Below are 24,731 nucleotides of genomic sequence, written 5' to 3'. Positions count from 1 at the left end.
TATGCGACTCGGCCTTTATGCCTCGCGCAGCCAATCAAACGCGACGCGCGGCGTACCGTCCGACACATATACGATACCGGCGCGCTTAAACCCGGCCTTGGCGATGGCGCCCTGCATAGGCAGGTTGTCTTGGTGCGTGTCGATACGCAGATGGTCGATACGTTCCTTGGCAAAGGCAAACATCGCGGCCGCAACGCCATGCGTGGTGCCGTCGGATGCCACGCGGTGCAGCACAGCGTACGGAGTGTCGCTACGCCATTGACCGTCCTCAATGACGTCATAGCACTCGTCCGGGCCCGGTAAAAAGGCAAACGTCGCCACCACGCGACCGTCGACTTCGCACACATAGCTGCCACCAGCGGCGATATCGGCTGCCAGCTGCTCGGCAGAAGGCGTGCCCTCGGGCCACTGCGTGGCGTTGCCATGCGCGCGCATAAAGGCGCGGGCCGCGTCATAGATAGCCATGACGGCGGGAATGTCGGTATCGAGGGTTTTTCTGATCATCACGCGGCGACCTCACGTTTATTGGTATCACTTTGATTGGGCAATGATACCAGCGTTTGGAGAGGGGCACGAAGCAGATGGGGAGCAAAAAGCGAGCCGCTTGGTCAAAAGCCAAAAGCGAGTTTTTAGGCGCTGCCACGGGCGGCGATATGAGCGACCTGTTTGCGCGCGAGAATGAGCGCCGCGACGCCCTGGACGCCGAGCGCGATGAAGCCTGGCGCTACAAGTCGTGCGAACGCAAAAACCGTTACGACACGCGCGCCGAGGCCGAGGCCGTTATGGCCGACTGCGAAAACCGCGGGCGGCGTGGTTTGGCCTGCTACAAATGCGAATACTGCGGCGGCTGGCACCTGACGTCGCATCCTTGGAAATAGGCCTCGCATCGGCACGGCACTGACGGAGCGCCAGTCATCTCACGAAAGCTACGGGCGCGGCGGCACCAAAACATCATAGCGAACGGCCTTGCCCGCAAGTTGATAGCTCGGCTTAACGCCGGCAAGCAGCGGGCCCTTTACCGGCCGCTTGATAACGACTTTGCGCGGATGCACCGCAAGCGCTGCCTGGACCAGCACCTCCTCATCGGCGCACGGCTGCTCCAAGTGATGCAGCAGCTGGAACTTCTTTTTAACCGCCGCGCTCTTGGTGCGCCCGGGAAACATGGGGTCCAGATACACCACGTCGGGAGCCGCGAGCTCGCCCCGCCCGATCAGCTCAGCCGCATGGCGAAGACCGACAATGCTGTCCTCGCCCGCATGTAAGCGCATGCGCGCCACGGCTGTCGCAAGCGCCGGATCATCTGCCGCGCGATCCAAAGCATCCTTGAGGAGCGCCGCGATCACGCAATCCTGCTCATACAGATCGACGGTAAAGCCCGCGGCCGCCAACAGCAGCGAATCCTCGCCAAAGCCTGCTGTGGCATCGATTGCCCACGGTTGCTCGGCACCTTTTATGCGTGCAGCCTTTACCAACAGCTCTTGCTGCAGACGGCCCTGCTTGAGCCGTGGAAGCATGCGGCCAAAATCGGCACGCAGCTCCATCGTACCGTCGGTGAGCGTGAGGCCCTCGGGCTTCCCGGTCAGCTCAAGCCCCGCGGCCCGAGCAACAGAAAAGGGATCGACGACGCCCATGGACACTCCTTAATAAACAAACGAATACGCGGGGCACCGTTTATGCCAGCACCCAACCGTCCGCTATTGTCCCACATGCGACATGGCCCACAGCATCCCAATGCAAAGCACCGCCATCAATCCCGTGCACACGGCAGCGATCACAGAATCACCCATGCGCCTTCCCAACGACCGCGGCTCACGCACTTGCCCTGCTCCGTACATCATGACTCCTCCTTGAGACCAGCTCCTTGTTACGGCCTCATCATCGCAGCGCCGCACATGAGCTGCCATCGATTTGGCTTACGTCCAGCTTTCCTTTTTGAAAGGTTGGACCGTACGGGCAAGAAACGCTTTCAAACGCATGCATCGCCCCGTTGAACTACAATGTGCTTCACGATATGTGCCGCAACCTGGGTGCGACAGATTCTCCGCGCCCGCATCGAAAGGACCAGCTATGAGCGCCGCTCGCAAGACACTCAAAATCCTTGCCCTGATTTATTTTGTTCTGGGCATCGCCAGTCTCGTCATTGGAATCGCCGGTATCGCGACCGGCAAGCTCGAGTCCACCTACGGGTCGAACGCCATGCTCGCCGCGGTCGTGCTGGTCGCCAAGGGCCTCATCGATCTCGCCGCGGGCGTTGCGGGCATCAAGGGTGCCAACAAGCCTTCGCAGGTGGATGGCGCGTTTAAGCTCGGCATCGTCGCCGCAATCGCCACGCTCGTCCAGGCCGCGCTCACGCTTCCCGCGCTCGGCGGCAGCTCCGTCAATATCGTCGCCTTTGTCATCGTGGTGTACGACCTGTTCTTTGTTCAGCAGGCGCACGCCGTTAAGGCCGAGAACAAGGATCGCCTGTAAGCGCTCGCTTCTCATAACCGCTGCAGCCAAGCAACTAAAAAGGGCCGATCGCGCATCTCCGCGGTCGGCCCTTTGCATTTGCCCAGATAAAACCTACCAAAACAAACCTGTCCCTTTTTGGCAGGTTGTTAGCTGTGGCGGTACTCGGCGATGATGAAGTCGATGTCGGTTTGAAGGGTGTCCAAGTTTGCCAGGCGCTCTTTATCGGCAGGGCGCGTGCGGTAGTAGTACGGCGTCATCTGGAACACCGCCTCGATGTCGGCCTGGGTTTGGAGCGTAATGTTCGCAGACAGCCGCCGCGTTCCGACCAACTCGAGTTCGGTGGTCTGCGGCAGCTTCTCGTCGTTAAGGTACGGTGTATCGTAGAGCACTTCCTTAAGCCCAAACAGATGACGGGCACCTGGCACGACGGTGTAGAGCGAGCCCTCGGGCGCCAGCACGCGGGCAAACTCGCGCTCGTTAAAGGGAGCGAAGAGCTCGGTCACCATATCGAAGGCGCCATCAGCCACGGGGATGTCCTTCATGTTGGCCACGAAGTAGGTCGCATCGCCGCGCTTGGCGGCAAGGCGCACCATCTCTTTGCCCAAATCGAACCCGTAAACGTCCACGCCCGGCACCGCGCCCATGGCACTGGTGTAGTAGCCCTCGCCGCAGCAAATATCGAGCAGCGTCATGGAGCCATTCGTAGACGCGGCGCGCCCAGACGCCTGTTTGCGCACCAGTTCGACCATCGCATCGCACAACGGCGCATAGTAACCGCGGTTCAAAAAGTCACGACGGCTGCGCGCCTGTGACTTGGGATCGCCCATAGAGTCGCCGCTCTTGGACGAGCGCAGTAGGTACAGATAGCCCTCGCGCGCACGGTCAAACCGGTGTCCGCCCGCGCATGCAGCACCGCGCTCATTGTCCGCCAACGGCTCATGGCAAACGGGACACAACAACATGGCAACTCCTTAGCGCGAACAACACAACGCCCACCATTGTCGCACGCCTTCCCCACCTAGTCATTGGGGACGTTCTTGAATAACCAGTCGTTTAAGAACGTCCCCAATGACTAGTCGATTAGGAGTATCATCGTCTGCGCAAATAAGCACGAAAGAGCATGTTAGAGATTGAGAGCGTATGGCTGATACCGCATCTAAGCACATTGACATGACAACCGGCTCGCTGTGGCGCAATATTCCCCTGTTCGCCTTCCCCGTGGCCGCCACGAGCATCTTGGAGCAGCTATCGAACCTCATCGCCACGGTCATCATCGGTAACTTCTCGGGCGACCAGGGAACCCTCGCCATGGCGGCGGTCGGCTCCAATGTTCCGCTTACCAGTCTTATGCTCAACCTGTTTATTGGCATATCGCTTGGCTCCAACGTGGTCATCGCCAACGCTATCGGCCGCAACGATCAGAACATGGTCAAACGCGCCGTCCATACCTCGATTTTAATGGCGCTCGTGGGCTTTGTCGTCATCGCTCTGGGCGAGATCTTTGCCGAGCCCATGCTCGCCGCGCTCAACGTTCCCGCCGAAACCATGCCGCTCGCCTCGCTCTACCTGCGCGTCTTTTTGCTCAGCCTGCCCTCAATCTTGCTCTACAACTTTGAGGCCGCGATCTTCCGCTCCGTCGGCATCACCCGCATGCCGTTGCAGGCGCTTGCCGTGTCCACCGTCCTCAACATTGGCCTGGACCTCATCTTTGTCCCCGTACTCCACTGGGGCGTCGCGGGCGTCGCCATCGCCACCGCCATCGCCTACACCGTCAGCGCCGCTACACTCTTTATCCGCCTGCTCAAGACCGACTCCGTCGTCCGCGTCACCCCACGCGACCTGGCTATCGACCCCGTCGCCCTCAAGCGCATCGTCAAGATCGGACTGCCCGCCGGCATCCAAAGCGCTGTCTTTGCCGTCGCCAACATCATCATCCAGTCCGCCATCAACAGCCTGGGCACCGAGGTCATGGCGGCATCGAGCGCCGCCATGAGCCTGGAGTACGTGTGCTACAACCTGCTCAACAGTTTTAGTCAGGCTTGCACCACCTTTGTGGGACAAAACCACGGTGCTCGCCAGATCGACCGCTGCACCAAAACGCTTAAGGTCTGCCTGGTCGAAGGCGGTATCGTTGCCCTCACCACGATTATCGTTATTGTCGGCCTCGGGCGCGAAATCCTATCGCTGTTCAACAGCGATCCCAACATCGTCTCGATCGGCTATATCCGCGTGTGCTCGATTTTCCCGGCGTACGCCTTTAGCATGTTCTACGAAAACATGTCCGGCTACCTGCGCGGCTTTGGTATCTCGCTCATGCCCGCCCTCATCACCATGATCTGTGTCTGCGGCATCCGCTTCTATTGGGTGTTCTGCGTGTTCCCGCACTTCCGCACCTTTGCGAACATCATGATGGTCTACCCCATCAGCCTGGGCACCACGGCGTTCTTTATGGTCGTGGCGGTACTACTTTGCCACCCGGCACGCACCTATCGCGCCACCCAAGCCAAAGCGACAGCCCGCTAAACACCGCACTCAAAGCCACGCCAGTCATTAATTGACAATATGCGAGCTCATATAGTCGATAAAGCGCCTCGTGGCGATGGGCATGGTATCCCAGCTGCGCCAGGCTGCCACTACGTCACGCGAGGGAGCGTGCACGATGGGCCGCACGCGAATATCGGCTCGCATGCCCTCCACAGTACGACGGTAGAGCATGCTCACGCCTAGACCCTCCTCCACCATCGCCATGATGGTGTAGTCGTCGGTGACCTCGCTCGTCACGTGCGGCGACAAGCCATGCGCCGCAAATGCATCGAGCACCAGGCTCTGTTCGCCCTCATCCAGCAGCACAAACGGCTCGGACGCTAGGTCGGCAAGCGTCACCTTTTCCTTTGCTGTCAGCGGGTGCGCAGTCGGTAACAGCGCCACCAGTTCGTCGTGATAGACCACGCGCTTCTCGAGCCCTGCGGTAAACCCACGCGCCGTAAAGCAAAAGTCAACCACGCCATCGTGCACCCACTGGGCGTTGCGCGTGTAATCGCCCTGCTTGAGGGTAAAGCGTACGCCCGGGTGCAGCGCCCCAAAGTCGCGGATCACGCGCGGCAACACGGTTCGACTCACGTTGGTAAACGTTGCAATGCGAATATCGGTCGACGAAAGCCCCAGCAGTTCCTGGCGCTTGCCCTCGAGCTCGGCCTCGGCGGTCACGATCTGGCGCAGGTACGGCAGATATTGCTTACCGTCGCGCGTAAGCGAAACGCCCTGCTTTCCGCGCTCGATAATCGTGGTGCCCAGCTCGCGCTCGAGTGCCTTGACGGCCTGGCTCACCGCACTTTGCGTATAGCCCAGCTCGTCCGCCGCGCCCTTAAGACTGCCGCAATCGACTACCATACATACAATCTGATACCGCGATGCCATCGTGCCTCCACATCGATGTAGCTGTAAAACGTTTTGCCAGGACTTTTCCCGCCAACATTAGCATTTCTTAATCATACTGAAGATACATTCGCTTTACTACATCCACATCTGGGAGCAGAATCCTTTTTGCGAAACCGTTCTGTAACAAAAGGAGTCCCATGGATCGCAAAAAAGCAATCGCGCTCTCATTTTCCGTTCCCGTCGCATGGGGCTTTTCGTACCCTCTCATGAAGATCGGCATGGACAGCATGAACGCCACGAGTATCGTTGCGCTGCGTTGCATTATCGCCTTTGTGGTCTGCCTGCTGCTCTTCCACAAGCGCGCGTTGCACATCAACCGCGACCTTATGGTCCGCGCCGCCATCATCGGCGCCATTATGGCAACCGAGCTCACCTGCATGTGCCTGGGCTCCAGCCTCACTTCTGCCTCCACCGCCGGCTTTTTGCAGAGCCTGACGGTCGTGATCGTGCCGTTTGCCAACGCCGCCCTGCTGCGTCGCGCCCCCGAGCGCAAGGTGCTCGTCGGCACGGCTATCGTCACCTGCGGCATGCTGCTGCTCTCGGGCGCCGACTTCACCAGCCTGAACCCGGGCGCGCTCATCATGCTGCTCTCCGCCTTTATCTATGCCAGCCACATTATCGTGGCCAAGCGCTTTGTCGAAGAAGTCGATCCGCTTGCTCTGGGCGTTTGGCAGCTGGGCTTCGGCGGCTTGTTCTCGGGCATCGCTGCATTCACCTTTGGCGGCTTCACGCTTCCCGGCACGCCCAGCGAGATCGTCGTTGTCGTCGCGCTCGCACTCATCTGCTCCGCCTACGGCTTTATCACTCAGACACTCGTACAGCCCCACGTGCCCGCCGAGACCACCGGCTTCGCCTTCTCGCTCGAGCCGGTCTGCTCCGCCGTCTTCTCGTTCTTCCTGGTCGGCGAGGTTCTGAGCCCCATCACCTTCTTTGGCGCCGCACTCATCCTAACCGGCGTCATGGTGGCAACCGTCGAGCTTCCGCGCCTCCGCGCACATGAACAGGCTCGCATGGCAGGAGCGCCCGAGCACGTCTCGTAGACCCCGCTCTTCATACAGCCGCGGCATAAAGGCAACCGGTGCGCCTTTACAATAGATGTAAACAGAGCATCTGACGTAAAGGAGCCCCATGGACGCCGCGACCCGCGACCGCAACATAGCAACTTGGTTGGGCGATGCGCCGCAGCCGGTACGTGACACTACGAACCGGCTGCTCGAGCGCATCGCCTTTTTGCGTGCCGAGCAGACCATCTACCCGGCACAAGACGACATCCTCAATGCCCTCGCCTACACGCCGGCCGACCAGGTCAAGGTTGTCATCTTGGGTCAAGACCCCTATCACGGACCCAACCAGGCCATGGGGCTGTCGTTTTCGGTCCCCGCGACGCAAACCAAGTTGCCGCCGAGCCTGCGCAACATCTATAAGGAACTCAAAGCCGATTTGGGTTGCCCCATTCCCGCCACAGGAGACCTAACACCATGGGCACAGCAGGGCGTCCTGCTCCTCAACACTACGCTCACCGTGCGCGAGCATGCCGCCAACTCGCACGCCAAACTAGGCTGGAGCACCCTGACCGACTACGTTATCGAACGCTGCTGTCAGCTGCCCCAACCGGTCGTCTTTTTGGCATGGGGCCGCTTTGCCCAACAGATGGTCGAAGGCAAGCTCGCCGCGACCGGCGCGGGCAAGGCAACCGGCAAGTTCTGCCTGGCGTCCACGCACCCCTCGCCACTTTCGGCCAACCGTGCCACGGCAGAACTCCCCGCTTTTATGGGGTCGCGCCCCTTCTCGGCAGCCAATCGGCTACTCGAACAGCACGGCTCGACCCCCGTCAACTGGATTTGCCTCGGCTAAAAATCGATACATCAAAAACGCGCCCGACGGCTTTCCATCGGACGCGTTTCCTATTCGGGCCAAATAAATTGTGTGCGGCCGGCCTCGCCGCCATCGATCAGCAGGCTCTGCCCGGTCATAAACCGGTTGGTCACGCCCACAAAGTAGATCCACTCGGCGATCTCTTGGGCGGTGGCCCAGCGCTTAAGCGGCGTGAGCTCCATAATCTGGTTCCACAGGTGCTCGTCTTCCATCACACAACGGTTGAGCGGCGTGATAACGCCACCCGGGTCCACACTGTTGGCGATGGCCTGCGGCGCCAGGCGGTTTGCAAGGTTTTTGGTGTAGGCAATAACGCCGCCCTTGCTGGCAGCATAGGCGGGAAACTCCGATCCCGTATGCCCGCTCGCCGACCCCACATTGACCACGGATTTAATAGCCGGCGTCGGCTTGGCGGCAAGCCCCTCCCCCACAAAGGCGTAGCGCTCGGTCACGTTGATGGTGCCACACAGGTTGGCGGCGATGTCGTCGGCCGAATCCTGCGTACCGGCAACGTTCACGATTACCTGGGGTTCAAGATCGTCTGGAAACGCGTCCGGCTTGCGGACATCAACGATCAGATGGCGGTAGCGCTCGTGTTCGATCGTCGATGGCAAAAGATCAAAGCCCACAACCTCGTGGCCCTCGTCCAAAAAGCGCTGCACGCACGCGGCTCCGATACCGCCCGAAGCGCCCGTGATCAAAACTCGCATACTTGCTCCTTAGGCGGTTGCGTGGCGCTCGAGGTACTCGGAGCCCACATTCTCGCGCTCCCAGCCGCGCACGACCTTGTAACCCACGGGGCTCAGGAAGACCTCGCACAGCAGCTCGGCAACAGCGCCGGTCAGCGAGCACATAAGGACCTGCACCCAGGTCCAACCAAAGAACGTGTGGCTCACCACAATGGCAAAGACCAGGTTGTCGATAAACTGGCCAACACCCGTAGACACATAGGAGCGGAAGGCAAAGCTCGCAAAATTATTCTTTTTGAGCATACGGCCCAGCGACTGGTTGAGCGTGGAGTTAACCACGGCAGAAACGAGCATTGCCAGCGAAGAGCCCAGCACCACGTACCAGGTGCCACCGATGGTGGCGTTAAGGGCAGTGTTGACCTCGATCATGCCGGTGTCGTAGTAGGCACCCCACATACCGGGCGTGAGCGAGCATGCCCAAAAGCACAGGCTCACGGCAAGGTTGACCGCCAGTGCGAGGATAGAGATTTTGATGGATGCCTTGGCGCCAAAGCGCTTGCAGATCATGTCCTGGCACAAAAACGAAACCCAGCTCACCACAAAGCCACAGTCGAGTGCCAGATACGGCAGGCTGATAAGCTCTTTGTTGGCCAGCAGGTTCATCATGATGACGCTCACGAAAAACAGCGAAACCGTTGCCGCGGGAATGCTCCGCAACAGGACCTTGTAGTCCTCCATGACCTTCTTGATCATTATGTACTCCTTTGGTTTTAGGTTTAACGAGCAGGATATCGGACCCGAACTGCTCGGACGTCCCGGTCTTGAGACGACGTGGGTATGATAGCCGCTCGCGCGGCATAAGGCAAACAAACGGCGCGGCAGCCCCACAGGACCACCGCGCCAATGCGTTAAAAGGCTACGTTGCCAAACTCCGACAGGATCAGGTCGGGGTTGTGGTCGGTTGCCCAATCCACGTTCCACGGGCTCGTGAACAGCAGCAGCTTACCGCCGCGCATGTCCTCGACACGCAGCGTGTCGCGCGTGAGCGAAAGGCCCGGGATATCGATAGTGTCGGGGTCGTTCTGGATCCAGCGGATGTCCGTATAGGGCAGCGGCTGGCGACGAACCTCAACACGGTACTCAGCCTTGAGGCGGCGCTCGAGCACCTCAAACTGCAGCACGCCGACCACGCCCACGATGACGCTCTCCATGCCGGCACCCAGTTCGCGGAAGATCTGGATGGCACCCTCCTGGGCAAGCTCCTCCATACCCTTGACGAACTGCTTGCGCTTGAGCGTGTCGACCTGCGTAATGCGAGCGAACATCTCGGGGGCAAACGTCGGGATCTGCGGATACTGCACGTGGCGCTTGCCGGAGCACACGGTGTCGCCGATGCTAAAGATACCCGGGTCGAACAGGCCCACGATATCGCCCGCGTACGCCTCGTCCACGATGGCGCGGTCATCAGCCATCATCGACGTGCCCGTGGCAAGTTTAAGCTTGCGGTTGCCCTGCACGTGGAAGGCGTCCATGCCGCGCTCGAACTTACCCGAGCAAATGCGCACAAAGGCGATGCGGTCGCGGTGGTTCTTGTCCATGTTGGCCTGGATCTTAAACACAAAGCCGCTAAAGTCGTCGCGGCAGGGATCGACCGGTTCGCTGGTGAGCGTATCGGTATAGGCGCGCGGCGTCGGGGCCAGACGCAAGAACTCCTTGAGGAAGGGCTCCACGCCAAAGTTGGTGAGCGCCGAGCCAAAGAACGCCGGGCTCAGCTTGCCGCAGGCCACAGCATCCAAGTCGAGCTCGTCGCCGGCGCCATCGAGCAGCTCGATGTCATCCATCAGGTTCTTATGGTTCTCCTCGCCGATGAGCTCATCCATGGCGGGGTCGCCCAGCTCGGCCTCGACCTCGGCGACCTTCTTGGTGGCGTTGGCGTGGCCATCGCCCTCAAAGGCGATAACGCGACGGGTCTGACGATCGAATACGCCGCGGAAGTTGCGGCCGCTGCCGATCGGCCAGTTCATGGGATACGTGTTGATGCCCAGGACGTTCTCAATCTCCTCCATAAGCTCAAACGGATCGCGAGCCTCGTGGTCGAGCTTGTTCACAAAGGTGAAGATGGGAATGTGGCGCAGCGTACAGACCTTAAAGAGCTTTTTGGTCTGGGCCTCGACGCCCTTGGCGCCGTCGATGACCATGACCGCGGCGTCGGCGGCCATAAGGGTACGGTAGGTATCCTCCGAGAAGTCCTGGTGGCCGGGGGTATCGAGGATGTTGACGCAGGCGCCGTTGTAGGTGAACTGCAGGACCGAGGAGGTAACGGAAATACCGCGCTCCTTCTCGATGTCCATCCAGTCCGAGACGGCATGCTTGGCCGAGCTCTTGCCCTTGACCGAACCGGCGGTCTGAATGCTGCCGGTATAGAGCAGCAGCTTCTCGGTAAGTGTGGTCTTACCGGCGTCCGGGTGGCTGATGATCGCGAATGTGCGGCGCGACGAGATTTCATCCGACAGGCTTGCCATGCGAATCCTTTCTTGCATTGAGTGCATTACGTCGTTGTAACCGCACTATTGTAGCCGCGAAATCCCGTTTTAGAGCGCCTATCAGGACAAATTCATCAGATGGGGCATGGGGTAGCAGTCGATGGCGGCACTCCGCAGCAGTTTGTCTCGATCTGTAACATCTAGACGGTTTTTGAACCTCTACCTGTTACAGATTTAGACAACCAGGTGGGCGTCCCAGAAAGATCTCAATCTGTAACATCTAGCCACTCAAAACGGGTCCATCTGTTACAGATTGAGATATAAGGATAGACGGTTGGACAATGTCTCGATCTGTAACATCTAGCAGCCAAAATCTTCTCCAGTTGTTACAGATTGAGACAACCAGGTGGGGCCCGCCGGCAAAATCTCAATCTGTAACAGGTAGCCGCCCAAATCGGTTCCAGATGTTACAGATTGAGATGAATGAACGAGCGGACAATCCATATTTGCCTCTTGCATAACTGTATATAGTGTATATATACTGTGCTTACCGGTTATATACACGTGTAGCCCATCAGCTAAGGAGCCGCTGTGGACATCATCCTATCCAATTCGAGCGACAAGCCCATCTACGAGCAGATAACCTCGCAAGTCAAAGCTCAAATCCTTTCGGGCACGCTCGCTGCGGGAGCCAAACTCCCCAGCATCCGTGCACTCGCGAGCGATCTTGGCGTGAGCGTCATCACCACCAAGCGCGCCTACGCCGACCTGGAGCAGCTCGGGTTTATCTGCACCGTGCAGGGCAAGGGCTGCTTTGTCGCCGAGGGCAACCAAGAACTCTTGCGCGAAAACCAGCTCTGCCATATCGAAGAGCTACTTGCGAAAGCGGCGAGCCAAGCCGAAACCCTGGGCGTCACGCGCGACAAGCTGCACGAGATGCTCGACCTGGTAGCCCCCGAAACCATGCAGTAGCCATCTGCAAGAAAGGCTATACCATGCAAAACCTTTTAGAACTCAAAGGCATCTCACGCCGTGTAAGCGACCGTTTTTCGCTGCGTGATGTCACACTCGCTGTGGAGCCAGGTCAGATCGTCGGCTTTGTTGGTGCCAACGGTGCTGGCAAAACAACGACGATTCGAGCTGCCCTCGGGCTTATAAAGCTCGATGCCGGCGAGGTGCACCTATTTGGGCAGCGCTGTGGCGCCGACGCGCCCGATGAGACGCAGCGCCATCTACGCTCCCGCGTCGGTCTTGTCCTGGACACGTGCCCCTTCCCCTCCACGCTCAAGGTGGGCCAGATCGAGTCGCTCGTAGGCCCGGCGTACCCCACGTGGGACCGCGAAACGTTCGCCGGATTCATCAACCGATTTGGCCTCGATCCTAAGACAAAAGTCAAGGACCTCTCCCGCGGCATGGGCATGAAGCTGCAGCTTGCCTGTGCACTCAGTCACAATGCCAAACTGCTCGTTTTGGACGAAGCCACCGCAGGCCTCGATCCCATGGCACGCGAGGAACTGCTCGATGAGCTGCTTGCCTTTGTCGCCGACGGTCAGCACAGCGTGCTGCTCTCGAGCCACATTACGTCCGACCTCGATCGCGCCGCCGACCGCGTCATCTGCATCGATAACGGCTCGATTATTTTTGACCTGCCGCGCGAGGACATTACCGACCGAGCCGGCATCGCCCACTGCACCCAAGCACAGGCCGCCGAGCTTATGGCTTGCGCCGAAGGCGCCCGTGCCGTCCACCACGCCTATAGCGTGGACGTGCTCGTGCCCAACCGTCGCGAAACGCTCGAGGCCTTCCCCGAGATTCCCAGCGATCGGGCAACCATTGATGACTATCTTCGCCTCATGCTGAAAGGAGCTTCGAAATGAAACGCGCCTTTATGTCCGAGCTCGCCATCGCTCGCTCGCTTATCCCGAGCATTGCAGGCGTCGGCCTGTTCATGTTTGTCGTGCTGACCCTTGCCAACGCGTCGGATGTCGATTCCGGCATGAGCGCCGGCGCCTGTGCGGTCAGCGCAATGTCGCCCATCATAATCATGAACTCGCTAGCTGGCTACGATAACCAAAACGGCTGGGAGCGTTATCGAGCAACGTTGCCCTTCTCGCGCAAAGACATCATCTGCGCACGCTACCTGTGCATCGTTGTCTTCTCGGCCATCATGGCCTGCGCCGCCGCGCTTCTGAGCATCGTCTCCATCCCGCTTTTCAACAGCGCGGGCATCCCCTCGACGGGACAGGCCGTCTTTGAGACCGCAATGGCCTCGGCGGCATCGATGCTCATCTCCCTCATGATGGTGTTTTTGGCGCAGCCGCTGTTCTTTCGATTTGGACACATGGAGGCGCTGCGCCTATCCGTTGGCCTGTTTGCCCTGCTTGGTTGCGGCACAATGGCCACGCTGAGCTCCTCCAACCCCATCAGCAACTGGCTCATGTCGATTGCCGGAGCAAATCCCGATCCCGCCGTTCTGGGCTGTCTGTGCGCAGGAATTGCCGTGCTGGCCCTCGCGCTATGTGCAATCAGCTGCACCGTCAGCACCAAGGTTTATCGAGTACGCGACCTGTAATCGACAGCTAAAAAAGCTTAGGTGGTACCCCGCTTATTTTTTCAATGAAACAAGGCGGCATAGCGTCACCACCGCCCCTCACAGCAGGCCGTCTAGTTCTTGGCAACCAAAAAGACACCGTCAGCATATCGAAGGTGAATACTTTTCCGAGAAGTGAACGAGTAAAAACAGTGCCCTGTAGCATCGACATTTTTAAGGACTCAATTCCTGCGGTTTTTGTCTAAGAATCCTGCAGTTTTGTTCGAAAAAAGTGTGCATGTTCCAGGGGTCCAGATTTACTCGTTCACTTCGCGGAAAACCATTCACCTTCGATTCGAGCCTTAACCAAATGCCCTCTCGAACTATGGCCCCTGTCTCACCACAGCGATATCAAAGCTTCATGGCGGGACGGTATCATCGGACGAGCGCCGTAAATCTGGCGCGGTCGTTCTTTGGGGAGGCATTTCACCCGTGTCGTGGGTCGCAGCAGCATTTGTGTCGGCTTTCTTTGCCGGCATCACATCTATCCTGGCCAAATGCGGCATCAAGCAGACCGACTCCGATGTCGCGACGGCCATTCGCACCTGCGTGGTGCTCGTTTTCGCCTGGGCAATGGCGGGCATTTCTGGATCCATTGGAACCATCGGCAGCATCGAACCCAGATCCTGGCTCTTTCTCGTCCTCTCGGGACTCGCTACCGGTGCTTCGTGGATCTGTTACTTTAAGGCGTTGGGCATCGGAGACGTCAATAAGGTCGTACCGGTCGACAAGATGAGCACCGTACTCGCCGCACTGATCGCCATCGTACTTTTTGGCGAGACGAGCAACCTTGCGGTTAAGCTCGTGGGAACCGCTGTCATCACCCTCGGCACGTTTTTAATGATCGAGAAGAAGCAGTCTGCCGGACCCGAGCAGCAGCAAGACCGGACCTGGCTCGCTTACGCCCTCGGCGCCGCCGTGTTCGCGGCGCTCACGTCCATCCTTGCCAAGGCTGGCATCGAAGGCGTCGAATCCAGCCTGGCCACGGCAATCCGTACCTGTGTGGTACTGGTTATGGCATGGGCAATCGTGGCAGCTAAAGGCAAGATGGGCCAAGCCGTGCACGTAGACCGCTATGAACTCGTATTTCTCGCGGCATCGGGCATTGCGACTGGCGCATCGTGGCTGCTATACTACTACGCCATCGCCACAGGCCAGGTGAGCGTCGTGGTGCAGATCGACAAACTATCGATTGTCGTATCGGTACTATTTGCGCGCCTGGCATTCAACGAAAAAGTCTCGCGACGCAGCGCTATCGGTCTCGCCCTCATCGTACTGGGCACCGCCGCGCTCGCGGTTTGGAAATAGCGCCGATTCCGAGCGAGATCTAGGCGCTCGCAAATCCATGACACAGCGCCACACCGGGCCTAGGGTGCTTGTATCGACCGTGCGCCACCGTGCTACTTGCGCAGCGACTTGGGCAGCGGAATGCCGGCGGCGATGACGGCGGCGATGATCATACAGACGATGCCTTTGAGCGGGAAGCACATGAGCAACAAGCCCACGACCATAACGGGTTGGCGCATGACGGCGCCCATCGTCGATGCCGTGCAGACGGCGACGCAAAAGACCGGATCGGCGCCGGTGAGGATGGCCAGTCCGTAGCCCAGGCTTACGCCCGAGAAGATAACCGGGAAGAAGTGACCGCCGCGCCAACCAAGGTTGATGAGGGCGGGGGTCAGCATGGCCTTGACCAGACCGGTCGCGATAAGCACGCCGGCGGGAATGGTCAAGTAGGTTTCCATGAGCACGTCGGCCTGGGTCTCGCCGGCAAACATGGTGTAGGGCAGGACCGTGCCGCAGATGGCGAGCGCCAGACCGGCTAGCATGGCCTTGACGACAGGACGCTCCCCTATTGCATGGGCAAGCGCTTCGCTCGCGTGCTCAGAGACAAAGTACAGCCAGCCGCAGATTGTTCCGATCAACGACAGAGGGACGAGCCAGGTAAGCTCTAGGTTGCCCACCTCGGCGGACTCGAACCTGGGCATGCCCATGCCGCCGCCCACAAGCTGGCCAAGCAGCAGGTAGGCACCCAGACCGCCGGCAATCGCAATACCGTAGACCACCGTCTTTTGCGCCTTGGGCAGCTTGATGGTGATCTCGCCGGACGCGGAGCCCTCGTCGCCGTCGGCACTACCGGCAAGCGGCGCCACAAAGCCAAAGACGGGCGCAGTAAAGAGCGCCGTCAGGGCAGCCTGGGTACCCAGCAGCGTGAGCTCCCTAAACTCGGCGCCAAAGCGACGCGTACGGTCGCCGACCCAGCTGCACAGACCCGCGATAACGCCGGTCAGGCCGGCCTCCGGTCCAATGCTTCCGCCAAACAGCAGCGGCAGCAATGCCGCGAGCGAAAGCTTGCCCAGGTTGTCGTACGGGTAGCGCCCGTCTTGCTTAACCTTAGCCATCACCTGGTTGAGGTCATCGGTCTTGGTGCCTGTCATCTTTTCGTACAGACCGATTAACAGGCCGCCCAGCAGGCAGACAAAAAACGGGTACGGCAAAAAGCCAAACGGGCCGCTGGCAAGCTCGGGCGAAGAGACGCCCAGCGCGTGCGGAATCTCGGTCCATAGATAGTCGATACCGTGCTCCATCGCAAAAAAGAACAGCCAGACCGCGGCACCTGCGAACGCACCGGTCACGGCAACGCTAAGTAAAAACAGCGCGCGGTTTTTGGGTTTGGCAAGGTTATCCATCGGGTCCTCCCGCGGTCAAAGTCGACATAGTTACGTTTTATTGTAGAGTGAGCGTTGCCCGAACGAGCCAACCGTCTGCGCCGCGAACGGCACCATTGGGAGCCATAGTGGGGCAAGCTCAAGACTTATCCGTTGATAATCGAGGCAATCTCGCGCAAATCGTCGGCAAAGTAGATACCTTGCTGGCGCTGCGGGCTCGATAGGCCCTTATCAATCATGTGCCCGAGCAGCGCCTTGAGGTCGTTGTAGTAACCGTCCAGGTTATACAGGATGCACGGAGCACTCAGGTGCCCCAACGACACAGCGGACATGACCTCGGCAATCTCCTCGAGCGTGCCCGTCCCGCCGGGAAAGGCGATGAACACATCGCCGAGCTCAATCATCTTGGCTTTGCGCTCGGCCATATCGCTCGTCACGATAAGGTCGTCGATGCCGTCATGTTGAAACTCGGCCTCGATAAAAAAGCTCGGCTCAACACCCGTCACGTGTCCGCCGGCATCGAGCACGCTATCGGCGAGCGCGCCCATCAGGCCCGATTTGGACCCGCCGTATACCAGCGCGTGTCCGTTGGCGCCAATCCAGTTGCCCAGCTCCTGTACCGCGGGCAGAAATGCCGGGTCATTGCCAGTGTTGGCACCCAGGTACACGGTGATGTTCATATTTGTCCCCCTGTTGTGGCGCACGACGTTCGTCTTAGCGCTGGCGTCGACGATACTCGCGCACGCGGCGTGACAGATCGGCGAGCTCGTCACGATCGAGCTCTTCCAAATGCTCAAGATCGTCCATAAAACGAGCCATGGTGTCCTTTTGACGCATCTTGATAAGCGTATTGCAGTAGTTCACCGCCACGCCCGTGAGCATGGCGATGTAGAAGATGCTGATGACGCTCAAGACGACGGTAATAGCGCGGGCAACCGGTGTCTCGGCCGGGATGTCGCCAAAGCCGATCGTCGAGACCGTCTCAAAGCTAAACCAGAGCCCATCGCCAAACGTGAGGGTCGTAGGCTCGGACAACCAGACGGCCGTCGAGCACAGCAGGTAAAAGACGAGGAACAGCTCCGTAATGCGCACGAAGCCCGCCTGGCGTAACACGTCAGCAAGCGTCTTGAGCTTTTTCATCGCGACCCCTTTTCCCAGACGCCCAATCACGTTCGCTCGGTATTGTCCCACGCCTCCCCCGCAAACGGAACTAGTCATTGGGGACGTTCTTAAATGACTAGTCAAACAAGAACGTCCCCGATGACTAGTCGTTTAAGAACGTCCCCAATGACTGCCGGGCGGGAGCGTTTAGCGGTGCAGCTGCCGACTGGGCGGGCTGAGCTGGTATCCTTATGCGGTAATGTCTCGATTCGTTAGGATTGCATGTGAGAGCTGCCACTGTCCTTCGTTCAGTTATATGTCGCGCCCTGGCCATTGTGCTCGCCGCGCTTGCCGTGCTGAGTTCTATCGCGCCTGTCCAGGCTTTTGCCGCTGACTCTAGCCAGCCAGTCAAGACGGTCCGCGTTGGTTGGCTCGTCAACAACGAGGGCTTCCAGGACGGCACCCCCGGCGAGCGTCTCTCGGGATGGGGTTACGAGTACCTCCAGACCCTGTCGTACTACACGCCCGGCTGGCGGTACGAATACATCTCCGGCACCTTCACCGAGCTTATGGACATGCTCGAGGCAGGCGAAATCGACCTCATGCCCAACATCTCCTACTCCGAGGAACGCGCCCAAAAGCTGCTCTTTTCCTCGAACCCCGAGGGCACCGAGCGCTACTACATCTACGCCAAGCCCGATCGCGACGATCTGGCCAAGGGTGACCCCCAAGCGCTCCAGGGTCTCACTATCGGTTGCAACTCCGGCGTCATGCAAACCTTCGTTGGCCAGCAGTGGCTCGCCAACGAAGGCATTACCTGCACCTATAAAGAAATCGACACTGGCAGTGCCCTCTTTGACGCGCTCGCAAACAACGAGGTCGATGCCATCATCATGAACGACACGACCTCGTCGCCCAGCGCCTCCCCCATGTTCTACATTGGTTCGAGCGACTACTATTTTGCCGTCCCCAAAAGCCGCCCCGACCTGATGGACGACATCAATGCCGCCATGTCGGCAATCGCCCGCGTCAACCCACGCTATATCGACGAAGTCAAATCTAACTACTCGGCCCAAAGCAGCGGTTCATCATCGCTCAACGGCCCCGAACGTTCCTGGCTCAAAGCAAATGGCAACACCATCACGCTCGGCTACATTACGGGCAAACTCCCCTACTGCAACGAAGACGAAAACGGCGAAATGGAAGGCTCGCTCGCATCGCTTGCGACGACGCTGCACGATAAATTTGGCATTACGGTCAAAACCGTCCCCTTTGATAGCTACAAGATGATGTCAAAGGCCCTGTCAAAGGGAAGCATAGACGTTGCGCTGCCGGTATACCGAGATTACTGGTTTGCCGAGCAATCAGGCGTTGTGCAGTCGGTATCGTTGGGGACCGTGTCCCTCACCGCCATCCACACCGACGGCAATCTGAACAAAGACCTTCAGAACATCGCCTGCACCAAATCATCGTTTGTCAACCAAAATGTACTTGAAAGTCTGTTCCCCACAGCGACCGTGACCGAATACCAATCCGACGATGAAGCGTTCGACGCCCTCAGGAAGGGAACGGCGCACTGCATCGTGCTCCCAGCTCACGCATAAAAACCATCGGCGATCGTCATGATCTCGAAGGCTACGAGACGGTCGAGCTCCCTGACACCTGTGAGCTCTCGTGCTGGATTTCGCGCGGAAAGCCCGAGCTGCTGGGAATCATCAACAAGGGCATCATCAATGCCGGAGAATCGCTCTCCGCAAGCAATTACTCCTCCACGTCGTACACGGCCCAGGAATCAAACACGCTTCAATTCCTTTATCGCAACCGTGCCGCCGTTGCAGCTACCCTCATCGGTATGTTGTCGGTCGGCATCGTCCTGCTCATCTGGGCGCTCGCACGCGCTCGAACCGAGCGCAAAAAAGCCGATGCTGCCAACGCCGCTAAGACGGCATTCCTCACGCGCATGAGCCACGACATCCGAACGCCGCTCAACGGTATCCTGGGCCTTATCGAGATCGAGGAATTGAAGGAAGGCGATATCCAGGTCGCCCGCGAGAGCCGTGCCAAGGCGCGCGTTGCCGCCAATCACCTGCTCTCGCTGATCAACGACATCCTCGAGATGGGCAAAATCGAAGACCGCAAGCTAACACTGGAGCATACGCCTTTTAACCTCAAAGAGCTCTGTGACAATACGCTGGTGCTGTGCAAGCTCCGCGCGTCCAGTAACGGCATCACCATGCAGGACAATAGTCTGCCGTACGCCACGGGGCCATACATGATCGGCAGTCCCACCCATATCCGACAGATCATGATCAACCTGTTAGACAACAGCATTAAGTACAACAAGCACGGCGGCTCCGTCACCTTTAGTTCAAAGACCAAGCCACTCGATAACGGGCGCGCGCTCTTTTGCTTTAGCGTTTCGGATACCGGCATTGGCATGACTCCCAAGTTTTTAAAGCATATCTATGAGCCGTTTGCCCAAGAAGGCGACGATGCGCGCAGCAGGTTCCAAGGAACCGGCATGGGCATGCCAATCGTCAAGTCGCTTATTGAACTGATGGGCGGTACGATTGAGATTTCGAGTGAGGTTGACGTGGGAAGTACGTTCAACGTCCAGATTCCGCTCGATATCGACAAGAACCCTCAGACGCGGGCAGATACGGTCGAGAGGGCGCTCGACTGCTCGCTCGCCGACATGAACGTGCTGCTCGCCGAAGACAACGAATTGAATGCCGAGATTGCCCAGGCGCTGCTCGAAAGCGAAGGCATTGTCGTAACTCGCGCCGCCGATGGCAACGAAGCGGTCGACCTATACGTTGGCCGTCCCGCCGGCAGCTTCGATGCGATTCTGATGGACATCATGATGCCGGGAATGGATGGTTACGAGGCGACCCGCGCGATTCGTCTGAGCGAGAAGATCGATGCAGCCGATATCCCCATCATCGCGCTCACCGCCAATGCCTTTGCCGAGGACGCCAAGGCGGCACACGACGCCGGTATGAACGCCCATCTGTCCAAACCGCTCGACTTTAACAAGCTCAAAAACATGCTCGCCCGCATCAAGAAAAACGGATCCGTTTCGCTATAGTTTGTGCTCAACCACCACGCACGACCAGAAAGGAAGCCAACGATGTTTAGGCCCTTACGTCGAAAGAAGCGCGCCATCACCGACGAAGAAGCGCGCGAACTGCTCGCTACCTGCAAGCGCGGCGTCTTTGCCGTCAACGGCGACGATGGCTACCCGTACGCCATTCCCGTCAACTACTTCTTTGACGCCGAGCACGACAAGATTTATTTCCATGGCGCCAAGGCCGGCCACAAGGTCGACGCACTCAAGCGCGATGACAAGGTCTGCTTTACCGTTTACGGCAACGAGTGGTACCAGGACGGTGACTGGGCTCCCTACGTTATGAGCACCGTGGTCTTTGGCCGCTGTCGCCTGGCGAATGACACCCCCGCGCTTATCGAGGACAAAGTCCGCCAGCTCGCGCTTAAGTACTACCCTTCTGCCGAAGAAGTCGAGGAGGAAATCGCCAAAGACATCAAGGGCGTCCAACTCTACGAGATTTCGATTGAGCATCTTTGCGGCAAGCAGATTCAGGAAAAATAAACCTCCGCAGCAGGTCTGCGCCCAATGGTTACAGATGCCTTACCACACGGGGCCTTCCAGCCGACTTGGCAGAAGACCCCGCATGCAGTGCTCACTTACCGTGCATTAAAAACGTAGCGGTCCAGGCGGTCGCACGCTTCCCTTACGCGCGAAAGCGGCAGCGCCAGATTCACGCGAATGTGGCAGGGCCCGTGGAACGGGCGGCCGTCCTGATATCCCACGCCTACGCGCGCCCCCTCGTCGAGCAGCCACTGAATATCGCGGCCATGCTCGCGGCACCACTCGGTGCAGTCCAGAAACACCATGTACGTGCCCTGCGGACGCGAATAGGACACGCCCTCAAAATGCTCGTCCACGTAATTGCAGAAGTACTCGATATTGCCGGCAAGCACCTGGTTGAGCTCGTCCACCCACTCGTAGCCCTGCGGCTGGTAGGCACCGACAAGCGCATGCATAGAGAGGACGTTCATCTCGTTGTAGTGGGTCTTGTCGGACACGGCGTACACGCGGTCGCGCAGCGTCTCGTTATAGATGATGTGGTAGCTGCCGACCAGGCCCGCCAGGTTGAACGTCTTGCTGGGCGCATAGAGGGCAACCGTGCGCATGCGGGCGTCCTCGCTTACCGACTGCGTCGGAATATGCTTGTGTCCCGGCAGGATGATATCGGACCAAATCTCGTCCGAGATCACCACGCAATCGTGCTGGCGGTAGATGTCCATGGCGCGCTCGATCTCGTCACGCTCCCATACGCGGCCGCAGGGATTGTGCGGTGAGCAGAACACCGCGGCATGGATGTGGTTTTGGGCGAGTTTGCACTCCATGTCCTCAAAGTCCATGCGCCACACGCCCTGGTCGTCGAGTTTAAGCGGGCTGTGGACAATGCGATAGCCCGCAGCTTCGATGGACTTGGTAAAACCAATGTAGGTGGGGCTATGGACCAGCACTGCATCGCCCGGCTGGACATACGCGCGCAGCGTCGACACGACACCGCCCAGCACGCCGTTTTCGTAGCCGATATGTTCAGGGCGCAGGCCCTCGACGCCATTGCGGCGGCTCTGCCATTCGATGATGCGGTCGAAGTACTCGGCGCGCGGGTTAAAGTAGCCAAACATGGGATGCTGAGCGCGCTGAATGATGTGCTCCTGGACCGTGGGCACCGTGGCGAAATTCATGTCGGCCACCCACATGGGAATGCGGTCGAAGCCCTCGTCGGGTGCGTTCGGAGCCATGCCGGGGATCTCGCCCCAAGAGTCAACGGCGATGGAGTCCATGCCGTGGCGGTCGATAAGCGAGCTAAAGTCGTATTTCATGCTGAACTCCCGTGCAAAGTGATTGTTTTGGTAGGCGTTATTGTCCACCAGCACGGGCGATTTTGGCATGGGGTTTGGCGCTTAATTTGACGGGTGCGGACGAATGGCTGGTTAGTCTTGCGCGTCGTTGACGGCGACCACGGTTAGCTGGGTTTTATCGACCGTAAAAGATATGTCAAGCCCGGCGAAGGCCAGATGATAGACGCGGTTTGGCTCGTGCTTGCTGCCCGCGCGGCGCGGATCTTGGCGAAGAACCTCGACCAGACCGGGGAGCTTTGCGGGCGGGACCATGTCTTGAAGAGCCTGCGGGAACTCAACATCGAGCTCTTGCCACGGAGCATCCTCAATCCAGCCGCCCGTTGCATCCGGGTGACAGTCCGCAAACGGAATGTAGGGCTTAATGTCGTAGATGGGCGTGCCGTCGCGCAGGTCGGCCCCCAGCACATGAATGATGGGGCCATCATCGGTGAACTCGACACGATCGAGCTTGACGCAGGTGAGACCGATGGGATTAGGGCGAAACGGACTGCGCGTGGCAAACACGCCCACGCGCTCGGCTCCACCCAAACGCGGCGGGCGCACGGTTTTCGACCACTTGACGTTGGTGCCGGACCTGTCCTGCGACTTGGCATCGGCAGCTATGTCCTTAGCCGTGCCGCCGGGCGTTCCGTTTTCGAAGCGCCACAGCAGCCATAAGTGAGAGAAGGAATCCAGGCCCTCAACTGCTGCGTTGGAGGCAAATTCCGGCTCAAAAACGATGCGTCCCTGCAGATGAGGCGCCAAAAAGCTGTTGCGCGGAATGCCGAACTTCTGCGGCAGGTCGGTATGTATGTGTGCAATAGGTTCCATGCCGGTCATTGTACGGCATGGAGGCGTGGGGCATTGCGCGCAATTCTTCGCCGCGGTCTCCCGTCGCGCAACCAACGGTTGCTTGGAAGGGCGCCTGCCGCCGCGTATGCTTAAGCCATCAACCAGCAGAAAGGAGCCGCTATGGCCTTTGCAGAAAAGCTCATTGCCATCCGTCGCGCCCATCACCTTACTCAGGAGCAGCTCGCCGCTAAGCTCTTCGTCACACGCCAGGCCATCAGCCGTTGGGAACGCGGCGAGGTCACACCGGGCATCGACATGATGAAACTCATTGCCGCCGTGACCGGCGAGCCCCTGCCCCACCTGCTCGAAATGCCCGAGCACTATTGCCAGAGCTGCGGCATGATACTCACGCCCGACGACTGCGGCACCGACGCCACGGGCGCCACGACCGACCATTACTGCAAGTGGTGCTACGACCACGGCAAGTACACCTACGACACCACCATGGAGGCGATGATTGAGGATTGTGCCCCGCGGCTGGCGCAAAACACCGGCATGTCGCTCGACGAAGCCGTCTCGCTCATGGGCGCCGTCCTGCCGCAACTGGAGCGCTGGCACAACGTGCAGGAAAACGAAGAGCGCTACGGCGCCGAGGCGCGGGCGCGCTATGGCAATGAGGCTATCGATGCAGCAAACGAAACGTTACTGGACATGGATCCTCAGACATGGACCGACATGAAGGAACTTGAACGCGCTATTCTGGGTCAGCTCTCGATTGCCATGGGCGACGGCGATGCGGATGGAAGCGAGGCTCGCAAGCTCGTCGCGATGCATCACCGCTGGATAGCTCTCAACTGGGGCAGCGAGCCCCAAGACGAGGCCTATCTGGGGCTCGCCCACGGCTACCTCGCCGATCAGCGCTTTATCGACTACTACGACAAGCCATGCGGCACCGGAGCCACGGCGTTTCTAGTTCAGGCCATCGAGTCGTCGTTGACGCGCGCATAGACCGCGGCGGCTTTGGGTATTTCAATCAAAACCTCAACCGATTGGAGACCCATGGCTACTGATCACGAGCTCGTGCTCTACGTTATGACCGGCTGCCCGTATTGCATAAAGGTCAAGCGCTTTCTGGCAGATAACGGCGTGACCATTCCCGAGCGCAATATCTCGACCGATTCCGATGCCGAACAGACACTCATCTCCATCGGCGGAAAACGCCAGGTTCCCTGCCTGTTCATCGACGGCAAACCACTCTACGAGTCGAGCGACATCATCGCATGGGTACAGAAGAACCTGCTCTAGCACGCGCATCCCGTCCGTCCAAGACCCCACCTCATACGGCCTAAACATGTACACCAGCATCCAAAGTCGACTTTTTTCGACATCTTTGGATGCTGGCGTACAACTTTTGGGTAGCCATGGACGCTCTTAACCGGCTAATTGTTTGAGGCGACCTTTGGATTATGGCTGTTTGATGCCTCGGGAAAGAGTTTCCGAGGGAGCTATGGTCAAAAAAGGGCAAATATGAGTACTACTACCTGTTTAGTAGCAGCAATTTTGATCATTTCAGGAACTATTCAACGTTCCACTCGTCCGCAGACGACGTTATTTCTCCTCATATGTTCAATAAACGTAGCTCTTAATGGGAACAAATCTCATCAGGAGCTACTATTTATAGCAAAATAAATGCAACCATAATTGC

The 24,731-nt window shown here is 58.8% G+C and carries 26 protein-coding genes; 14 read left to right on the top strand and 12 right to left on the bottom strand.

All coding sequences use genetic code 11. From position 1 onward, the window contains the following. Positions 1-15 precede the first annotated feature (15 nt). Entirely contained in the window at positions 16-504 is a 489-nt protein-coding gene (locus tag AAA138_RS01570) for an N-acetyltransferase (RefSeq protein WP_195621516.1), read from the bottom strand. 77 nt (positions 505-581) lie between these two features. On the opposite strand from AAA138_RS01570, the gene AAA138_RS01565 reads away from it, so the two are divergent. Then, positions 582-878 (top strand): hypothetical protein, encoded by a 297-nt coding sequence (locus tag AAA138_RS01565; RefSeq protein ID WP_349089295.1) that lies wholly within the window; start codon positions 582-584, stop codon positions 876-878. Between the two features lie 48 nt (positions 879-926). Here AAA138_RS01565 and AAA138_RS01560 read toward each other — a convergent pair whose 3' ends face one another. Further along, positions 927-1,631 carry a class I SAM-dependent methyltransferase gene (locus AAA138_RS01560; RefSeq protein WP_349089294.1) on the bottom strand — a complete coding sequence of 235 codons (705 nt, stop codon included), beginning with the start codon at positions 1,629-1,631 and terminating at the stop codon, positions 927-929. A gap of 436 nt (positions 1,632-2,067) precedes the next feature. Between AAA138_RS01560 and AAA138_RS01555 the strand changes: the two genes are divergently transcribed. Then, positions 2,068-2,469: a hypothetical protein gene (locus tag AAA138_RS01555; RefSeq protein ID WP_349089293.1), complete on the top strand. Its 402-nt coding sequence runs from the start codon at positions 2,068-2,070 to the stop codon at positions 2,467-2,469. Positions 2,470-2,597: 128 nt separating this feature from the next. On the opposite strand, the gene AAA138_RS01550 is transcribed toward AAA138_RS01555, so the two are convergent. Then, positions 2,598-3,413, bottom strand: a complete 816-nt coding sequence (locus tag AAA138_RS01550) for a putative RNA methyltransferase (protein ID WP_349089292.1) — start codon at positions 3,411-3,413, stop codon at positions 2,598-2,600. Between the two features lie 178 nt (positions 3,414-3,591). Here AAA138_RS01550 and AAA138_RS01545 point away from each other — a divergent pair, with 178 nt between their 5' ends. After that, complete coding sequence (locus AAA138_RS01545) at positions 3,592-4,974, top strand: MATE family efflux transporter (RefSeq protein WP_349089291.1); 1,383 nt, start codon at positions 3,592-3,594, stop codon at positions 4,972-4,974. A 27-nt stretch (positions 4,975-5,001) separates the two neighbouring features. On the opposite strand, the gene AAA138_RS01540 is transcribed toward AAA138_RS01545, so the two are convergent. Further along, on the bottom strand, positions 5,002-5,868 hold the full coding sequence (locus AAA138_RS01540; RefSeq protein WP_349089290.1) for a LysR family transcriptional regulator: 867 nt from the start codon (positions 5,866-5,868) through the stop codon (positions 5,002-5,004). Between the two features lie 158 nt (positions 5,869-6,026). Between AAA138_RS01540 and AAA138_RS01535 the strand changes: the two genes are divergently transcribed. Then, entirely contained in the window at positions 6,027-6,929 is a 903-nt protein-coding gene (locus AAA138_RS01535; protein WP_349089289.1) for a DMT family transporter, read from the top strand. 88 nt (positions 6,930-7,017) lie between these two features. After that, a complete protein-coding gene (locus tag AAA138_RS01530; protein ID WP_349088460.1) occupies positions 7,018-7,743 on the top strand; it encodes a uracil-DNA glycosylase in 726 nt (241 codons plus the stop codon). Positions 7,744-7,793: 50 nt separating this feature from the next. Here the strand turns inward: AAA138_RS01530 and AAA138_RS01525 are convergent, their stop codons facing one another. The 3 genes from AAA138_RS01525 to AAA138_RS01515 all read right to left on the bottom strand — a co-directional run bounded on the left by AAA138_RS01525 (position 7,794) and on the right by AAA138_RS01515 (position 10,975). Next, the gene (locus AAA138_RS01525) at positions 7,794-8,474 is read right to left on the bottom strand and encodes an SDR family oxidoreductase (protein ID WP_349089288.1); all 681 of its coding nucleotides are present in this window, start codon (positions 8,472-8,474) and stop codon (positions 7,794-7,796) included. A 9-nt stretch (positions 8,475-8,483) separates the two neighbouring features. Continuing rightward, the gene (locus tag AAA138_RS01520; RefSeq protein WP_229090641.1) at positions 8,484-9,206 is read right to left on the bottom strand and encodes a VUT family protein; all 723 of its coding nucleotides are present in this window, start codon (positions 9,204-9,206) and stop codon (positions 8,484-8,486) included. Between the two features lie 155 nt (positions 9,207-9,361). After that, complete coding sequence (locus AAA138_RS01515) at positions 9,362-10,975, bottom strand: peptide chain release factor 3 (RefSeq protein WP_055252215.1); 1,614 nt, start codon at positions 10,973-10,975, stop codon at positions 9,362-9,364. Positions 10,976-11,527: 552 nt separating this feature from the next. Between AAA138_RS01515 and AAA138_RS01510 the strand changes: the two genes are divergently transcribed. The 4 genes from AAA138_RS01510 to AAA138_RS01495 all read left to right on the top strand — a co-directional run bounded on the left by AAA138_RS01510 (position 11,528) and on the right by AAA138_RS01495 (position 14,834). Continuing rightward, positions 11,528-11,908: a GntR family transcriptional regulator gene (locus tag AAA138_RS01510; RefSeq protein WP_117820855.1), complete on the top strand. Its 381-nt coding sequence runs from the start codon at positions 11,528-11,530 to the stop codon at positions 11,906-11,908. Between the two features lie 23 nt (positions 11,909-11,931). Continuing rightward, a complete protein-coding gene (locus tag AAA138_RS01505; protein ID WP_195625359.1) occupies positions 11,932-12,813 on the top strand; it encodes an ABC transporter ATP-binding protein in 882 nt (293 codons plus the stop codon). Beyond that, positions 12,810-13,508 (top strand): ABC-2 transporter permease, encoded by a 699-nt coding sequence (locus tag AAA138_RS01500; RefSeq protein WP_195568652.1) that lies wholly within the window; start codon positions 12,810-12,812, stop codon positions 13,506-13,508. The genes AAA138_RS01505 and AAA138_RS01500 overlap by 4 nt, the downstream gene beginning before the upstream one ends. Positions 13,509-13,958: 450 nt before the next feature. Then, positions 13,959-14,834, top strand: a complete 876-nt coding sequence (locus AAA138_RS01495) for an EamA family transporter (RefSeq protein ID WP_195625358.1) — start codon at positions 13,959-13,961, stop codon at positions 14,832-14,834. 92 nt (positions 14,835-14,926) lie between these two features. On the opposite strand, the gene AAA138_RS01490 is transcribed toward AAA138_RS01495, so the two are convergent. The 3 genes from AAA138_RS01490 to AAA138_RS01480 form a co-directional block, all read right to left on the bottom strand. Beyond that, entirely contained in the window at positions 14,927-16,216 is a 1,290-nt protein-coding gene (locus AAA138_RS01490; RefSeq protein ID WP_349089287.1) for a chloride channel protein, read from the bottom strand. A 125-nt stretch (positions 16,217-16,341) separates the two neighbouring features. After that, a complete protein-coding gene (locus AAA138_RS01485) occupies positions 16,342-16,875 on the bottom strand; it encodes a TIGR00730 family Rossman fold protein (RefSeq protein ID WP_349073756.1) in 534 nt (177 codons plus the stop codon). 34 nt (positions 16,876-16,909) lie between these two features. After that, positions 16,910-17,335, bottom strand: coding sequence for a potassium channel family protein (locus AAA138_RS01480; RefSeq protein WP_271757070.1), 426 nt, complete (start codon positions 17,333-17,335; stop codon positions 16,910-16,912). Between the two features lie 245 nt (positions 17,336-17,580). Here AAA138_RS01480 and AAA138_RS01475 point away from each other — a divergent pair, with 245 nt between their 5' ends. The 3 genes from AAA138_RS01475 to AAA138_RS01465 all read left to right on the top strand — a co-directional run bounded on the left by AAA138_RS01475 (position 17,581) and on the right by AAA138_RS01465 (position 20,906). After that, on the top strand, positions 17,581-18,900 hold the full coding sequence (locus AAA138_RS01475; RefSeq protein ID WP_349089286.1) for a transporter substrate-binding domain-containing protein: 1,320 nt from the start codon (positions 17,581-17,583) through the stop codon (positions 18,898-18,900). A gap of 248 nt (positions 18,901-19,148) precedes the next feature. Beyond that, on the top strand, positions 19,149-20,384 hold the full coding sequence (locus AAA138_RS01470) for an ATP-binding protein (protein WP_349089285.1): 1,236 nt from the start codon (positions 19,149-19,151) through the stop codon (positions 20,382-20,384). Positions 20,385-20,426: 42 nt separating this feature from the next. After that, entirely contained in the window at positions 20,427-20,906 is a 480-nt protein-coding gene (locus AAA138_RS01465) for a pyridoxamine 5'-phosphate oxidase family protein (RefSeq protein ID WP_349073759.1), read from the top strand. Positions 20,907-21,001: 95 nt separating this feature from the next. Here AAA138_RS01465 and AAA138_RS01460 read toward each other — a convergent pair whose 3' ends face one another. Both AAA138_RS01460 and tsaA read right to left on the bottom strand, forming a co-directional pair. Then, on the bottom strand, positions 21,002-22,216 hold the full coding sequence (locus AAA138_RS01460) for an aminotransferase class I/II-fold pyridoxal phosphate-dependent enzyme (RefSeq protein WP_349089284.1): 1,215 nt from the start codon (positions 22,214-22,216) through the stop codon (positions 21,002-21,004). A 111-nt stretch (positions 22,217-22,327) separates the two neighbouring features. Next, positions 22,328-23,065, bottom strand: a complete 738-nt coding sequence (tsaA, locus tag AAA138_RS01455) for a tRNA (N6-threonylcarbamoyladenosine(37)-N6)-methyltransferase TrmO (protein WP_349073760.1) — start codon at positions 23,063-23,065, stop codon at positions 22,328-22,330. A 141-nt stretch (positions 23,066-23,206) separates the two neighbouring features. Here tsaA and AAA138_RS01450 point away from each other — a divergent pair, with 141 nt between their 5' ends. Together AAA138_RS01450 and AAA138_RS01445 are read left to right on the top strand one after the other, a co-directional pair. Then, the gene (locus AAA138_RS01450) at positions 23,207-24,034 is read left to right on the top strand and encodes a TipAS antibiotic-recognition domain-containing protein (RefSeq protein ID WP_349089283.1); all 828 of its coding nucleotides are present in this window, start codon (positions 23,207-23,209) and stop codon (positions 24,032-24,034) included. 51 nt (positions 24,035-24,085) lie between these two features. Continuing rightward, positions 24,086-24,331 (top strand): glutaredoxin, encoded by a 246-nt coding sequence (locus AAA138_RS01445; protein ID WP_349089282.1) that lies wholly within the window; start codon positions 24,086-24,088, stop codon positions 24,329-24,331. The last annotated feature ends 400 nt before the right edge of the window (positions 24,332-24,731 follow it).

It is taken from the genome of Collinsella sp. CLA-JM-H32B, from assembly GCF_040098065.1.
Taxonomy (GTDB): domain Bacteria; phylum Actinomycetota; class Coriobacteriia; order Coriobacteriales; family Coriobacteriaceae; genus Collinsella.
The sequence above is the reverse complement of the archived record's forward strand: the minus strand, read 5'-3'. Positions and strand labels throughout refer to the sequence as shown.

What these genes read in the sequence shown, in the direction of transcription:
- AAA138_RS01570 (WP_195621516.1), bottom strand. Translation starts at nt 504, where the DNA reads ATGATCAGAAAAACCCTCGATACCGACATTCCCGCCGTCATGGCTATC.
- AAA138_RS01565 (WP_349089295.1), top strand. Translation starts at nt 582, where the DNA reads ATGGGGAGCAAAAAGCGAGCCGCTTGGTCAAAAGCCAAAAGCGAGTTT.
- AAA138_RS01560 (WP_349089294.1), bottom strand. Translation starts at nt 1,631, where the DNA reads ATGGGCGTCGTCGATCCCTTTTCTGTTGCTCGGGCCGCGGGGCTTGAG.
- AAA138_RS01555 (WP_349089293.1), top strand. Translation starts at nt 2,068, where the DNA reads ATGAGCGCCGCTCGCAAGACACTCAAAATCCTTGCCCTGATTTATTTT.
- AAA138_RS01550 (WP_349089292.1), bottom strand. Translation starts at nt 3,413, where the DNA reads ATGTTGTTGTGTCCCGTTTGCCATGAGCCGTTGGCGGACAATGAGCGC.
- AAA138_RS01545 (WP_349089291.1), top strand. Translation starts at nt 3,592, where the DNA reads ATGGCTGATACCGCATCTAAGCACATTGACATGACAACCGGCTCGCTG.
- AAA138_RS01540 (WP_349089290.1), bottom strand. Translation starts at nt 5,868, where the DNA reads ATGGCATCGCGGTATCAGATTGTATGTATGGTAGTCGATTGCGGCAGT.
- AAA138_RS01535 (WP_349089289.1), top strand. Translation starts at nt 6,027, where the DNA reads ATGGATCGCAAAAAAGCAATCGCGCTCTCATTTTCCGTTCCCGTCGCA.
- AAA138_RS01530 (WP_349088460.1), top strand. Translation starts at nt 7,018, where the DNA reads ATGGACGCCGCGACCCGCGACCGCAACATAGCAACTTGGTTGGGCGAT.
- AAA138_RS01525 (WP_349089288.1), bottom strand. Translation starts at nt 8,474, where the DNA reads ATGCGAGTTTTGATCACGGGCGCTTCGGGCGGTATCGGAGCCGCGTGC.
- AAA138_RS01520 (WP_229090641.1), bottom strand. Translation starts at nt 9,206, where the DNA reads ATGATCAAGAAGGTCATGGAGGACTACAAGGTCCTGTTGCGGAGCATT.
- AAA138_RS01515 (WP_055252215.1), bottom strand. Translation starts at nt 10,975, where the DNA reads ATGGCAAGCCTGTCGGATGAAATCTCGTCGCGCCGCACATTCGCGATC.
- AAA138_RS01505 (WP_195625359.1), top strand. Translation starts at nt 11,932, where the DNA reads ATGCAAAACCTTTTAGAACTCAAAGGCATCTCACGCCGTGTAAGCGAC.
- AAA138_RS01500 (WP_195568652.1), top strand. Translation starts at nt 12,810, where the DNA reads ATGAAACGCGCCTTTATGTCCGAGCTCGCCATCGCTCGCTCGCTTATC.
- AAA138_RS01490 (WP_349089287.1), bottom strand. Translation starts at nt 16,216, where the DNA reads ATGGATAACCTTGCCAAACCCAAAAACCGCGCGCTGTTTTTACTTAGC.
- AAA138_RS01485 (WP_349073756.1), bottom strand. Translation starts at nt 16,875, where the DNA reads ATGAACATCACCGTGTACCTGGGTGCCAACACTGGCAATGACCCGGCA.
- AAA138_RS01480 (WP_271757070.1), bottom strand. Translation starts at nt 17,335, where the DNA reads ATGAAAAAGCTCAAGACGCTTGCTGACGTGTTACGCCAGGCGGGCTTC.
- AAA138_RS01470 (WP_349089285.1), top strand. Translation starts at nt 19,149, where the DNA reads ATGTTGTCGGTCGGCATCGTCCTGCTCATCTGGGCGCTCGCACGCGCT.
- AAA138_RS01465 (WP_349073759.1), top strand. Translation starts at nt 20,427, where the DNA reads ATGTTTAGGCCCTTACGTCGAAAGAAGCGCGCCATCACCGACGAAGAA.
- AAA138_RS01460 (WP_349089284.1), bottom strand. Translation starts at nt 22,216, where the DNA reads ATGAAATACGACTTTAGCTCGCTTATCGACCGCCACGGCATGGACTCC.
- tsaA (WP_349073760.1), bottom strand. Translation starts at nt 23,065, where the DNA reads ATGGAACCTATTGCACACATACATACCGACCTGCCGCAGAAGTTCGGC.
- AAA138_RS01450 (WP_349089283.1), top strand. Translation starts at nt 23,207, where the DNA reads ATGGCCTTTGCAGAAAAGCTCATTGCCATCCGTCGCGCCCATCACCTT.
- AAA138_RS01445 (WP_349089282.1), top strand. Translation starts at nt 24,086, where the DNA reads ATGGCTACTGATCACGAGCTCGTGCTCTACGTTATGACCGGCTGCCCG.